The 14508-nt window shown below is 46.0% G+C and carries 8 protein-coding genes; all 8 read left to right on the forward strand.

Annotated elements, in window-relative coordinates:
* Positions 1–87: 87 nt before the first annotated feature.
* The 8 genes from AC59IL_RS34275 (at position 88) to AC59IL_RS34310 (ending at position 14507) form a co-directional block, all read left to right on the forward strand.
* Positions 88–3573, forward strand: a complete 3486-nt coding sequence (locus tag AC59IL_RS34275; RefSeq protein ID WP_496556775.1) for a SusC/RagA family TonB-linked outer membrane protein — start codon at positions 88–90, stop codon at positions 3571–3573.
* A 24-nt stretch (positions 3574–3597) separates the two neighbouring features.
* Positions 3598–5199, forward strand: coding sequence for a RagB/SusD family nutrient uptake outer membrane protein (locus AC59IL_RS34280; protein WP_496556776.1), 1602 nt, complete (start codon positions 3598–3600; stop codon positions 5197–5199).
* 104 nt (positions 5200–5303) lie between these two features.
* Positions 5304–6158, forward strand: coding sequence for a DUF4843 domain-containing protein (locus tag AC59IL_RS34285; RefSeq protein WP_496556777.1), 855 nt, complete (start codon positions 5304–5306; stop codon positions 6156–6158).
* Positions 6159–6182: 24 nt separating this feature from the next.
* Positions 6183–7739, forward strand: coding sequence for a PKD-like family lipoprotein (locus AC59IL_RS34290; RefSeq protein ID WP_496556778.1), 1557 nt, complete (start codon positions 6183–6185; stop codon positions 7737–7739).
* Positions 7740–7897: 158 nt separating this feature from the next.
* Positions 7898–9052, forward strand: coding sequence for a redoxin domain-containing protein (locus AC59IL_RS34295; protein ID WP_496556779.1), 1155 nt, complete (start codon positions 7898–7900; stop codon positions 9050–9052).
* A gap of 155 nt (positions 9053–9207) precedes the next feature.
* Positions 9208–10170, forward strand: a complete 963-nt coding sequence (locus AC59IL_RS34300) for a hypothetical protein (protein ID WP_496556780.1) — start codon at positions 9208–9210, stop codon at positions 10168–10170.
* 106 nt (positions 10171–10276) lie between these two features.
* Positions 10277–10708, forward strand: a complete 432-nt coding sequence (locus AC59IL_RS34305) for a hypothetical protein (protein ID WP_496556781.1) — start codon at positions 10277–10279, stop codon at positions 10706–10708.
* 613 nt (positions 10709–11321) lie between these two features.
* Complete coding sequence (locus tag AC59IL_RS34310; RefSeq protein ID WP_496556782.1) at positions 11322–14507, forward strand: SusC/RagA family TonB-linked outer membrane protein; 3186 nt, start codon at positions 11322–11324, stop codon at positions 14505–14507.
* Position 14508 lies beyond the last annotated feature (1 nt).

Consider the following 14508-nt stretch of genomic DNA (forward strand, 5'->3'; position numbering starts at 1 on the left):
TTATGCTTTAAGCGTTGCGCGTTGAGCATTAAGCGTTGCGCATTAAGCGTTACGCATTTTATTAACCAACCAAACTGCAACAAAAGTATGCCCAAAACTGCTACTTGTGGCCGGTGCAATGCGTGTTTTTTGTGCACCGGACCGGATTCGTTTTACATACGAATCCGCTACCTGTACGGGGTATTGGCGCCGGTTCAACATGCCGGTGCTTCTTCACTGCTCTCAGCTTCCACGATCAAAGCTGTGAGATTGTTAACCTTTTTTCTGATTGCCGCCTCAGTGACTGTTTCTGCAAACTCCTATTCGCAAAATGTAACCTTGTCGGCGAACGGGCTTTCGCTGAAAGAGGTGTTTTCAGCGGTGGAGCAACAAACCGGCTTTGTGTTTTTCTACAACAGGCAACTGTTAACCAACACAAAGCCCGTAACCATTTCGGCACAAGGCATGCCGCTTAACGAATTTTTACAGGCAGCATTGAAAGAACAATCGCTGAATTTCCGCATCGAGGGGAAAACCATTACACTCTCACGCAAAGCTGGCGCAGAACTTCCGGTGCAGGAAATACCGAAGCCATATGGTGCTCCCGCAGATAGCGCCCGCCTCATTTCAGGAGTGGTAACTTCCGAAGCCGGTGAGCCGGTTGCAAGCGCCAGTGTAATCGTTAAAGGAACGTTCAGGGGAGCTTCTACCGACAGCAAAGGTGCTTTTTCAATACGCGCTGCTACAGGACAAACGCTCATTTTTTCGGCAGTGGGCTACGAGCAAATGGAAGTTCGGATAAAACCCGGCGACCGGCTCGCTGTTAAGATGGTTCAAACCGCTACTGCCATGAAAGATCAGGTAGTAACAGGGATCTATCAGCGTAAAAAAGAAAGCTTCTCCGGTTCTTCAACAACGTTTACCGCCAAAGAGCTGAAAGTGGTGGGCAACCAGAGTCCGCTGCAGGCATTGAAAACGCTTGACCCTTCTTTTGCTATTATAGAAAATAATTCTTTTGGCTCAGATCCTAACCGCTTACCCGATATCGAGATCAGGGGAAAAAGCAGTGTAATTGGTTTATCGCAACAGTACGGCACCAATCCTAACCAGCCGTTGTTTATCCTCGATGGCTTTGAAAGCACACTGCAGGTTATCAGCGATTACAGTATGGACCGCATTGAAAATATTACACTGCTGAAAGATGCTGCGGCAACGGCCATCTACGGTTCAAAGGCTGCGAATGGGGTAGTGGTGGTTGAAACAAAACGCCCCGCCCCCGGCCGTTTGCGGCTTAGCTACAACCTCAATACTTCTTTCAGTTTTGCCGACCTGAGCGACTATAACCTGATGAATGCGGAAGAGAAACTGGAGTTTGAAAAGCTATCTATGTTCCTGGGTTCTATTGATGCCAACGGCAACTTCGTTACCGCCGAAGCAGATGCAAAATACAATGCCCGGCTGGCTGAAGTAAAACGCGGTGTGAACACCTTCTGGATGAACGAACCGTTGCGTTTTGCCACTACACAACGGCATACCTTATTTGCCGAGGGTGGCGACGCCACGTTGCGTTACGGTGTATCACTGGCATTTGGCGATAATCAGGGTGTTATGAAAGGTTCAGATCGTAAACTCACCAATGGCAATATTCGACTTATCTATCACAAAGGACGCCTGTCGGCAACCAACTCGCTGAGTATAGATATCGTGAATGCCAATATCGAAACCGTGCCGTTCTCTGATTTCTCCAGGGCCAATCCCTATTTCAGGAAATACAATGCCCAGGGCGGAATCGACAAGGTGCTGGAGTCGTTTATCTGGGCGAGCCTGACCACCGGACAATCGGCAACCACTGAAACTTATTACAACCCGCTTTATGATTTGCACAATAATAATGTAAACAAATCCGAGTCGCAGGGATTCACCAACAACTTCGAGATCGAATGGCGTTTATTGAATGAACTAAAGGCACGCGCCCGTTTTGGCATTAACCGTCTTGCTATCCGCGATGAAGTATTCAGATCGCCCTTCAACTCGGAATTTGCCGGTACCGATCCGCTGCGGCAGGGAACCTATTCTGAGTCGAACGACCGCCAGATGAACTATGATGGAGATCTTACCCTTACCTATGGAAAGTTGCTGGCACAAAAGCATATGTTGAATGTGGTGGCAGGTATGCGCCTCAACCAGGTGTCGGCACTTAGCAGCTCTTATGAAGTGAGTGGATTTACAGGCGATGATTTTCCCAATCCTGCATTTGCTTTTGGTTATTCAGATACAAAACAGGCTTCTTACCTTGAGTCAAAGCGTCGTAGCGCCAGCTACTTCCTGAATACGGGATACGCTTTTGATCAACGTTACCTGCTCGATGCCACCCTTCGTTCCGACGGTGCTTCGGTATTTGGCGCCAACAAACAGTTTACCACCATCTGGTCAATGGGCCTGGCCTGGAATATTCACAATGAAGCATTTTTCAAAAAAGACCGTTACAACTGGATAAACAGCCTGCGCCTGCGCGCTTCTATCGGAAATCCGGGCAACCAGAACTTCAGCGATTATATATCAACGCGGGTATACAGGTACAACAATGAAAATCGAAACCCGTTCGGGCCCAGTGTGATCATATCGAACCACGGCAATCCTTTGTTGAAATGGCAGAAAACGCTTGATCGAAACATCGGGCTCGATCTGCAGGTGATGAGGAACCGCCTGCGCATCAATGCAGATTATTTTATAAAAACAACTGATCCGCTGCTGGTATTTGTTGCGCTGCCTTCCTCTTCAGGCGCTACCAGTGTTACAGATAATCTCGGCGGCCTTGAGCAGAAAGGCTTCACCCTAACGGCCGGCTATACCCTGATCCAACACAAGGCGTTAACGTGGATGGTTAACCTGAATGCGCGCCGGCTGCAATCGAAATACAGGAACTTTGGTAGTGCCCTTTCCAACTTCAATGAGAACAACAAAGGCGTAAATATGACCCGTTATTACGATGGGGCAAGTCCTTCTGATTTATGGGCTGTTCGTTCAAAGGGCATTGATCCGGCCACAGGCAGGGAAGTGTTCCTTACCAAAGAAGGCAACCAAACATTTGCGCACAGTTACAGCGATGAAGTAGTGGTGGGTAACAGTGATCCTGATGTGGAAGGTATCATGGGCACCTCCGTTTCCTGGAAGGGTTTTTCAGCCAACGTAGCGCTCCGGTACCGTATCGGCGGACAAATATTCATGCAAACGCTGTATGATAAAGTTGAAAATATTCCATTTGGAAATATAGGGCTGAATCAGGACAGGCGTGCTTTGCACGACCGCTGGCAGAAACCCGGCGATAACGCAAAGTTTAAAGCTATTAGTGATGTAATGTCAACCCCTATGTCGTCGCGTTTTGTAGAAGATAACAATATCCTTGCAGGCGAGTCTATTTCAGTAGGGTATGAAAACTCCACTGCCGGTTGGCTGAAGGTTGTAAAAGCTTCTTCATTTACCTGCAGGGCCTATATGAACGATATTTTCAGACTATCTACTGTTGTGAACGAACGTGGTATTGACTATCCTTTTGCCCGGTCGGTTTCCTTATCGGTAGGAGTGCGATTTTAGTTGTAACAATAAACAAGATCCAAAATGAAAATGAAGATAGTTAACATATTTATGATGCGAATGTCAATAGGCAATAGGCCATTGGCAATAGGCAAGGATCAATTGACAATTGGCAATAAGCAATTGGCAAAGCCTGCCGATAACCGGGCATTCCGCACTATTACACCTTTGTCTATTGTCAATTGTCTATTGCTAATTGTATTGCTGGGGTCATGCAATAAATGGGTTGACGTAAAGCCGACCGACCGGCTTGCAGAGGATCAGTTGTTCAGTACCAGGGAAGGCTACCTGAGTGCGTTGAATGGTGTGTATGTTGAATTGACCAATGCAGCCATATATGGGGAGAACATGACTGTGTCGGGCCTCGATGTGATGGCGCAGTATTATTATATGAATCTTTCAACCCACCGGTTTTACGACTTTACCACTTTTGCCTATACATCAGACAAAACCAAGCCTGTATTTGATAACATGTGGAAGAAAGCATATGAGCTGATCGTTAACTGCAATGTGATCATTGAACGATGTGGTGAAAACAGCAACGAGCTTTTACCGCCTCCTTATTTCGGTTTGGTAAAAGGGGAGGCGCTGGCATTAAGGGCCATGCTGCATTTTGATATGTTGCGCCTGTTTGGTCCCATTTATTCAGCGGCAGATAAGGATAAGCCTTGTATTCCCTACAATACCTCATCACGGCCACAGTCATCTGCTTTGCTTGGTTCTGCAGAGATCATGCAAGATATAATCGGGGATTTAAAAGCAGCTATTGCTTTGCTGAAAGATGCAGACCCCATTATCACAGAAGGCCTTCGTCATATGAACAATCCCAATGGCGCCAACGATCTGTTTTTCCGCCAGTACCGCCTTAACTATTATGCTGCAAAAGCATTGCTGGCCAGGGCGTACCTATGGATGCAGGATAAGGAAAATGCCCTAACGCAGGCAAAGGAGATATTCACAGAAGCCTATAATCCCAATAAACCTATTTTCGGAATAGGGGTGATCGATCCTGCAGCTACACCATCCGACTTTGATCATATGGTTGTATTGGAAGTAATGTTCTCGTTGTTCACCCTCAACCGGCAAAACGTCTTTAATAATTTCTTTTCACCGAATCTCGATAAGGGTATGCGTTTGAGTTTTAATAACAACGACGATAATATGGCCCGGAAGAATGAATTGTACGATGACCAGAACGACTACCGGCTCAAAGCATGGACAACACAAACCAATACCACGGCTACCTATCTTACCCATATTAAGTTTGATGTTAACACCAACACCCTGGGCCCTTACATGATGCCGCTGATAAGGATGAGCGAGGTGATCTTAATTGCCGCAGAATGCAGCAATTCGATCGCTGAAGGAACCGCTTACCTGAATGTGGTGCGGAACAGCAGAGGCTGCGTTAGCCTGGCGCCCACCACAACGGCACAGTTAAAAGACTATATCACCCGCGAGTTCAGGAAAGAGGTAATTGGCGAAGGGCAGATGTTCTTTTACTATAAGCGAAATGCTATGACTGCGGTGCCTAATCACGCCAGCCTTACCGGAACAAAACAAATGATTTTATCCAATTACATAGTGCCGCTGCCTGTTAGTGAAACTTCAGTAAGAGGCAACTGATCCCGTATTGCTGATTTTGAGATTTTTTGATTTTGAGATTTAATCCCGAAATCTCAAAATTTCGAAACCCCTGAATTTCTTAATCTTTTTAAAAAGTTGATACAATGAAAAATACATACTGGTTTGTGGTGCTGGCCGTGGGTTGGCTGCTGGCATCCTGCAAAAAAGAGATGATGGGATATGAAGGGATAGAGGGTGTTTATTTTGCGGTGCAGTCAGGACCTTCGTACTATGCATCTTCAACATGGCCTTACCACTCCTACACAAACGTTGAGTTTGTAAAACAACCTGCCAGCGTTCAGGAAATGCTGGTCAATATAAAAGTAATGATCACCGGTCCCGTTAAAGACTACGACCGGCCGTTCAGGGTACAGATCAATCCCGACTCCACTACAGCACAGCTTAACATACATTATTTGCCGGTTCCTGAATCAATTGTTATTCCGGCTAATGCTACCATGGCGTATATACCGGTAACGCTGAAACGAACACCCGATCTTAAGGCGGCAACCAAAAAGATCGGTCTGCGATTGGTTGCCAACGAGTATTTCGGGCTTGCTTTTCCCAGCTGGAAGGCTATTACGGGATTGGGTACAGGCACCGTTGGTGCCGATACTGTTTTTGATGCCTCCCTGCATACCATCAATGTAAACGACCTGATGGTGCAGCCGGCGGTTTGGCGGGGTTCAGTAACGGCCGCCAACAAGGAAGCCGGATCATGGGGCGCCTTTACCCGGAAAAAACTGGAACTGATGTGCCAGCTCTTTAACCTCACGTATGAAGACTTTGGCTCAGAAACAACAATGACCCTGGTGCTGAGTAACCTCATTACTTCAGAAATGACGCGTTATCTGATCAACCAGTTCAATGCCGGAACACCTGTAAAGGAGGATGATGGAAGACTGATGTGGGTTGGTTCTGTTCCATGGACTTCTACCATTGGCGTACCGTATCCCTGATTATTAACAATGAGGTAATTCATTATGAAAAGAATCAACACAATCATACTTACTGCTTTTATAATTTTCGGGGCGGCCTGTTTTAAAGACAAGGGAAATTATGATTACCAAAGCATCAATGAGATCAAAATAGCCGGTATGGCAGCCAATTACCCGGTTGTTCTTGGTGTAGGTACACTGCACATTGCACCAAAAATACAGATGACCGAAGCGGATGCAGATCCCGGGCGATTCAATTACTACTGGATATTATACAGCGGCACAACGGTGGTTGATACCCTGGGAACCCAGCCCGTACTCGATGCCCGGGTAAATGTGAACCCCGATACCTATTTGCTGTATTTAAGGATCATAGACAAAACTACAGGTGTAGCCTGGAAGGCAGGTACCACCGTTACGGTTGCAACCCGTTATTCAACCGGGCTTATGCTGATGGGAACAGGAGAAAACGGAAATGCTGAAGTGGATATGATAACGATGGTGAACGATACCGTGGTGGTGCACGGCATTCTCAGTAACAGCGGCTTACCGGCCCTGCACGACCCGGTAACCATTCTGCAGTCGGGCGGCAAGGATACAACAAGCAAAAACGGCCGGCTGTGGGTGATGACAAACAGCGGATCGTACTATCTTGACCGTAAGTCGATGCTGGGCAATACCGCGCGAAACTTCGCAAGCATTTTGGTTACCAATGACAATCTGAACAAGGAAAGTCTTACCCCCATTCTTTACATTCCGCAGATCAAAGAAAGGACGGGCACTACGGGTAATACCTATGCACGAGCCATCATGACAAGCGACGGGAATATCTTTGCCACGCATACTTACATCACGGGCGGTGATTTTTATACCAATCCGGTTAACCGCGAGCAATCTAATTTCGGCAGGCTGATCAAATCGGCACCCTTCCTTTTTTATGCAATTGGCAGCATGACCTCTATGATGTGGTATGATACCGAAGGCCAGCGCTTTATGAATTACGCCACATTTGGTACCGGTGCTTATTCAACCATACCCACCGACAATGCAACGGATATTTTTCCCTGGAATCAGTCAGGCACAGGCCGCACATTGGTGTATGGAGAAAATACGCGCAATACCGACGGCGGTTCAACCAACGGCAACTCATTTGCGCTGCTAAAAGACAACAGCAACAACTACTATATTTATAAATTTTACGCCAGTGGCGCCACACCGCTTAAGCGTGACCTGTATATAGTAAGTTCGATAGCCACCGATTTTGACAAAGCCGGTTTTTATGCATTCTCATCCCGCCGCTCCGTGATATTTTATTCAGTAGGCAATATATTGTATGCCTACGATTACAATAAGGGTTATGAAAAATTATACCGGTTTCCCGAGTTGGGATCAGATGAAATAACCATGCTCAAATTCGATACCCAGATCGACTATGCTACCAATGCCCTGTACATTGCTACTTACAGCGCTTCTGCCAAAGGAAGGCTGCGCCGTTATATGGTAGGCGCCGATCCCAATACCGTGACTATTACGCCGGTTGACAGAAGTGACTGGGATGGTTTAATAAAAGTAAAAGATATGAACTGGCGAGCTATTAACTAATATAAAACTGTTTAAATACTCTTTCGGCGCTTCGCGCCTCTCTTTTTTAGCTAAGAGATTAAAGGAGTAGAAAGAGAAAAAAAAGCTCTTAGCGCTACTGCATTTCGGGGCGCTGGCGCCCTTAAAGGAGAAAAAAGAAACATAAAATCAAAGAAAATATGAATACAGTTAAAACATTTATTGCAGTAAGTTTAATGACCGGTATGTGCATATCCCTTTCGGCGCAAACCGCATTCAAAGTAAAAGGGAATTTAAAAGATACTTCCCGGAATGGCGAAAAGGTTATGTTTGCTTATTTCAATGGCGTTAAAAAGGTGTACACCCAGACAATAATAAAGGATGGCGCCTTTACTATAGAAGGCACGGTGATTGACCCTGCCAGGGCAACGCTATCCATCAATACAACAAAGGCAGTGCGGCAGGTGACACCCTGGGCAACCAGTGAAAAATGCGAATTTTTTATCGAAGGCGGCGAAGTGACCGTGGAAGGGTTGCCATTGGCAACGGCTGTTATCAACGCCCCCGGTAAATCACAGAAAGATTTTTTGGCGTTTCAGGCAAAGCTGAAACCCTTTGTTGAAAAGGAACGCGCATCCTACAACGATATGCTGCGCGCCATCATTGCACGTGATTCCGTAGCAAAGAACACGTATCGCGCCCTCAATGACAGAAATAAGCATGAGATCGACAGCGTTGAACTGGTGTTCCTGAAAGCCAATCCGGCATCGCATGTATCGCTTGGATTGCTTCGGGAAATGGTTACTGCAAAGTCACTGGCAGAAGAAAAAGAAATGCTGCTTGCCTTGTACAATAAACTGGCCGATCCTTTGAAAAAAACCGTTGTCGGTAAAGAATTGGGCGAGCAGATAGAAACAGCTTTTAAGTTAGGGCCGGGCAAATCATCTGAGGATTTTGTGCTGAACGATACACTGGGCAAGCCGGTTCATTTATCTTCTTTCCGCGGCAAATATGTGCTACTTGATTTCTGGGCATCGTGGTGCATACCCTGCCGCTTTGAAAATACTACATCAGTCATAAAGGCTTACGATCGTTTCAAAGATAAAAACTTCACCGTGCTGAGTGTATCGCTCGAAAAGCCGGGCGACCGCAAAGCATGGGTAGCTGCCATCGTAAAAGACGGGCTTACCTGGCCACAGGTAGCTACACTGACCCCCGAAGAAAACAGCAACATGAGAAAATTGTACGGCATAGAAGAAATTCCGATGAATTACCTGATCGATCCGCAGGGAAAGATCATAGCAGTTCATTTACGGGGAGAGGCCCTGATCAAAAAACTGGAAGAGGTGTTGTAAGCTGTTTACAGGATAATATATATACAATAAGCTGCTCCGGAAAAATGGGGCAGCTTATTTAGTTAAGGGGGCGATGGGTTAACACTATGTAATTAAGTTCAAAAACATTAATTTGCAACAGCCTTCGTCAGGCGCCCTATAGATAATAGCCTTATATGAGATTTTCCTTAATAACTCCTTGTCTCCTTTTATTTTCCCTGCTTGTTGCCTGTAAAAAAACAACAACTACCGACCCTGCTTTTACGCCTGGTACCGATGTTTATATAGCCGGATCGACTGATGGAAATGCCGTTTACTGGAAAAACGGTGAGCAGGTAATCCTGGCAAAGAATGGCTTTGCCAGCAGCATTATCTTATCGGGTGCCGATGTTTATCTGGCCGGGCAGGTGAGGGGCGACAACCAGGCGTTGGCCGTTTATTGGAAGAACGGCATACAGGTTAAGCTAACAAACAGCGGCTATTCTCAAACTTATGGAATTGGCGTTCTGGGGTCAGACGTATATGTAGTGGGAACTGTCAATGGGGATACAGCCGCTTATTGGAAAAACGGACAGCGTTTTAATTTTTTGCCGGTTACTCAGGGCATTGGTTATGCGATCGCTTTTTCGAATTCGGATGTTTTCGCCGTCGGCAGCGTTCATGATAGAACCGGCTTTGATTCTGCAGTTGTATGGAAAAACGGTATGCGCGACAAATGGGTATCTATAGCCACTTCTACCGCTTTGCAGGCAATTATTGTTTCAGGAACGGATAAATATATTGCGGGATATTCAGGAGGTGAGGCTTTTTATCTCAACGATGTTAAGTTTACCTCGCTGGATAATACCTATGCAGCCGCCAACGCTATAGCCATTGATGGCACTGATGTGTATGTAACGGGGTACAAATCTTATAATGCAAATACAACTGCTGTATATTGGAAGAACGGGGTATTGACGAAACTTACAGACGGATATTCTTATTCAGCTGCAAATGGAGTAGCCATCGCTGGTAAGGATGTATATATAGTGGGTAGTATTTATGCACAGGGAAAATATATTCCTGTTTACTGGAAAAATGGGGTTATGAAAGCACTTGCAGATAATGGCTCTGCATACGCAGTAGTTGTTGGGAAGTAACCTGTTTTCGAATACACGTGCTAATCTTTCATACGCAGGCCCTAACGATATTCACAAGTTGTTGGCAGGATATGGCTATGGCGACACTCATTACAACAGCAACTAAATGAAAAATATTACTGCCCTGGGACTATCTATTTTGACTGTTGTTTTAAATGGACTAATAGGACACTTTTTTGCACCAAATGGTATTATACTGACACCCATTGTTTTGACAATAACTTCTTCACTTATTTGCTTTAGGACAAAAAACATCAGCGTAATATTAATAAGTACCCTGACTTTTCTATTTGTTGCATTAAATGATATTGGTTTAAAATTATATTCAGGTGGAACACACGACTCTGAAGGACTTGGGTGGGTTCATCTGTTTTTGTTTGCCGGACTTGTCCCGACAGTTGGAATTTTATTGACTTCGATTTTCAAGCGGAAAGGCGAAAAACTTATAAACAAGATAATTGCGATAATTCTATTTGTAGGACTAACTGCAATTCATCTAAAACTATTCAGTAATTTAGGGCTTGGCCGACACTTTTAGCCTTCACCAAAACGCACCCTGCCTATTACCGTTTCAAATGAACATTGCGTATACCTAAATGAATTTGAGTTGGACAACAGCTACAAGTTATAAAATCAGTAGCAATAAAATCTTACCTCCACTGGCCGACCAGTTCTACGTAACCGTAACCTGTTGTATCCTTGCCCTTGTAAGTGCCTTTCGCGGAACTGGCAGCCTCGCTAAGCCGATGGCAGCGGTAGCAACAACTATTACTCTTTTACCTGGCTGCAGTTGTAAAGCGGCAATCAGATGCTGCCTGCTTCAGGATCAATAGCCAGTGCTTTCGCGATGCAAGGGGGAACAGTTGCATTAGGCCGGCGCCATCTGATAACAAAGTTGCGTTTTTGAGGAATTCTCTGCGGGTATTCATATAGCTGTATATATAGTAGTATATGGTACACCAGCTTTTGGGAGCATTAAAAATTAAACGGAAGTTAACCTGCACCCGGAAAAGGAGGATTGGTCAATTATCCCCCCTTTTTTGGTTTAAAAAACCCCCCTTCTTCTTTAATACCCCCTCTATTTTTGGGTTGTTCAACCATTACGATTGCGATTTAATTCGCACTATAATTCAATCTTCAACAATTGCTGTATGAGAACATTAAGACTGTTTTTATTGCCCTTACTGGCAGTGCTGCTGAGCAGCACGTACTCCTGGGCACAAACCCGAACCCTGAGCGGCCGGATAATCGATGCCGGCTCTAATTCTCCACTGACCAATGTTTCTGTTATTGTAGAAGGCACCACTAAAGGAGCAACTACCGATTTGGACGGCCGGTTTACCATTGCCCTGCCCGCAGGTGGTAAACTGGTAATAACGCATATTGGGTATGCCACCCTGAGGTTAACAAAGTTAACGCCGGATGCTTCCAATACCATTGTTATTCAGATGGAAAAATCGAACGCCACTGATTTAGGCGATGTGATAGTGGTAGGATATGGCGCCCGTAAAAAAGCTACCCTCACCGGATCAATTGTGCAGGTGGGAGAGGAAGTGTTTAAAGACCGTCCTTTGCCCAACGCAGTAACCGCCTTACAGGGCGAACTACCAGGCCTGCAAATAACCCGCACCTCTTCGCGCCCCGGTAATGAGGGTTTAAGCATTGTTTTGCGCGGCGCATCTTCTGTGGCAGCCATTGAACCGCTGATCATTGTAGACGGTGTGCCATTGATTGGTACCTGGGAGTTTAACCAGATTAACCCGAATGATATTGAAAGTGTAACCGCGTTAAAAGATGCCTCCGCGGCCATCTATGGTGCGCGTGCACAGGGAGGCGTAATCCTTGTTACTACCAAAAGAGGCAAGGGTGGTAAAATGCAGGTAAGCCTGAATTCTAACTACAGTCGCAATACCATTGGTATATCCGTGCCCTGGGCTTCGATGCCGCAATGGGCCAGCCTTTACCTGCAAACTTCTACCTCTGATAAAAGAGATGCATCGGGCAACCCGATTGAATGGTTTCCGCAGTGGACGAAAGCCAACCTGCAAAAAATGGCGGCGGATTCTTCTTTCGATTACACCGACCCTGGTGGTATTGTACACCATTATGAAGATAACAACTGGCAGCGTGCGCTGTACAGTCCTTCCTGGAGTAACCAGCAAAACGTTTCGGTACGCGGCACGGGCGGTAAAACAGCCTATATGCTTTCGCTTGGCTATGCCGACAATAAGTCTTTATTAAAAACTGCGTTCGACGGTGAAAAGAAATACACCGCCCGCTTTAATTACGACTATAACATCAGCGACCGCGTGCGGCTCGAAACAGGCGTATCGTTTGATAACCGGCTTGTACAAAGTCCCCGCAATGGTGTGGGTAATGGCTATTTCGACGCGCCTATATTTCCGATCTACAACAAAGCAGGGAATTACTATGATGATTATGGTTACAGAAATCCGGTAGCCTTTACGCAATCGGGCGGTACCTCTAAAAACAAAGAAGGTATTGTAAGATTGAATGGTAAGCTGACTGCAGAAATATTTAAAGGTTTCAAGCTTACCGGTAATGCTGCTGTTGTAAAACGCGATGGCTGGAAAACCGAATACAACCAAACCTTTAACCTGTGGAACTGGCTGGGCACAAAAGTAAACTCGGTACAATTTGGTGCGCCCAATAACCCTGCCTTAACAGAAACGGTAGGTAATACAGTTTATCAAACATACAGTGCACAGGCCGATTATACAAAAACCATTGCTAAAGACCACAATATTGCTGCAATGGTGGGTACCAGTGCCGAGCTGTTTGAAAACAAATCGGTGAGCGCCACCCGTTCACAATTACAATACGATGGACTGTACGATTTGAATACGGCCATTTCTCCGTCTACTGTTTCTTATACTGGCTTGAACGGAGGCGGCGCCTACCACTGGGGCCTGGTATCTTACTTTACCCGTATCAACTACGACTATAAAAGAAAATACCTGTTAGAGTTTCTGGGTCGCCGCGATGGATCGAGCCGTTTTGATATGAACAACCGCTGGGCTAACTTCTACGGCGTATCCGGCGGATGGCGTATAAGCCAGGAAGAATTTATGCAACACTTCGATTGGCTGAATGAATTGAAAGTCAAAGCAGGTTATGGCGAAACCGGCGGACAGGCCACCCTGGGTTACTACGATTACCTGGCCCTGATAAACACCGGTACAGCGTTGTTTGGTACTACACCAGCCTTACAAGGTACCGGCTATTCAGATAGTATTACTACCAACCAGCGCACCTGGGAAAGAATGGCCAAGAAGAACATTGCGGTAGAGTTTGGTGTGCTCAACAACCGGTTGACCGGTTCGTTTGAACTATTTGAGAACAAAAATATAGGCATGCTTATACGCGTGGTATACCCCAGCATATTGGGCGGACCTGCACCTACTAGCAACGGCGGTACGCTGCGTACCCGTGGCTGGGAGCTGAGCCTGAACTGGAAAGACAAAGCAGGTGAAGTGCAGTATAACGTAGGCTTTAACCTGTTCAATGCTAAGAATACCGTACTCTCTTACGCCGGCGCCAATACCTGGGCCGAGGGTAAGTATACCACACCGCGTGAAGGCTACCCCCTGAACAGTCTCTATGTATATAAAACCGATGGCGTTTTTAAAACCCAGCAGGAAGCCAATGATTACTTTGCCAAATACGGCTCTACCGGCCGTGTACAGGCCTTTGGCGGTGGCGCCGGTGCAAGCAACGTACTGCGCCCCGGCGATGTGAAAGTGGTAGACCTTGATGGCGATAATAAAATAACTGCTACCGGAACCGGAGCCAAAGGCAGTGGCGATTTGTATTACTATGGAGATGCCGATCCGCATTACATGTTCGGTGTAAACCTGGGCGCACAATGGCACGGCTTTGATTTTAGTGCCTTTATACAGGGCGTTTTCAAATGGAATATCCTGCGAACTGGTAATGGCCGTGCGCCATTCTTCCGCAACTACCTGAATGTAAACACTACTTATATCGGTAAAACATATACGTCCGATAATCCCAATGCGCAGTACCCAAGGCTTTCGTTCGATAACAATATCAACAACTGGAACTGGCAGTTTAACGATGTGAATGTGCAGAACCTGCGCTATGCCAGGCTGAAATCGCTGGTGATAGGATATACGCTGCCGAAATCAATATCATCCCGTATCAAGGCCGACAGAGCCAGGGTGTTTTTCTCAGGCAACGATCTGTTTGAACTCACTTCGGTGAAAGACGGCTTTGATCCTGAACGCGGAGAAAGTGCCGATAACAGTTATCCTTTTTTCAGAACCTGGTCATTCGGCCTCAATTTGACTTTCTGAT

It is taken from the genome of Niastella sp. sgz303648, from assembly GCF_059587045.1.

Bases quoted from the DNA above. Each gene is read 5' to 3' on its own strand.
- AC59IL_RS34295 (WP_496556779.1), top strand. From the start codon at position 7,898: ATGAATACAGTTAAAACATTTATTGCAGTAAGTTTAATGACCGGTATG.
- AC59IL_RS34310 (WP_496556782.1), top strand. From the start codon at position 11,322: ATGAGAACATTAAGACTGTTTTTATTGCCCTTACTGGCAGTGCTGCTG.
- AC59IL_RS34285 (WP_496556777.1), top strand. From the start codon at position 5,304: ATGAAAAATACATACTGGTTTGTGGTGCTGGCCGTGGGTTGGCTGCTG.
- AC59IL_RS34275 (WP_496556775.1), top strand. From the start codon at position 88: ATGCCCAAAACTGCTACTTGTGGCCGGTGCAATGCGTGTTTTTTGTGC.
- AC59IL_RS34305 (WP_496556781.1), top strand. From the start codon at position 10,277: ATGAAAAATATTACTGCCCTGGGACTATCTATTTTGACTGTTGTTTTA.
- AC59IL_RS34300 (WP_496556780.1), top strand. From the start codon at position 9,208: ATGAGATTTTCCTTAATAACTCCTTGTCTCCTTTTATTTTCCCTGCTT.
- AC59IL_RS34290 (WP_496556778.1), top strand. From the start codon at position 6,183: ATGAAAAGAATCAACACAATCATACTTACTGCTTTTATAATTTTCGGG.
- AC59IL_RS34280 (WP_496556776.1), top strand. From the start codon at position 3,598: ATGAAAATGAAGATAGTTAACATATTTATGATGCGAATGTCAATAGGC.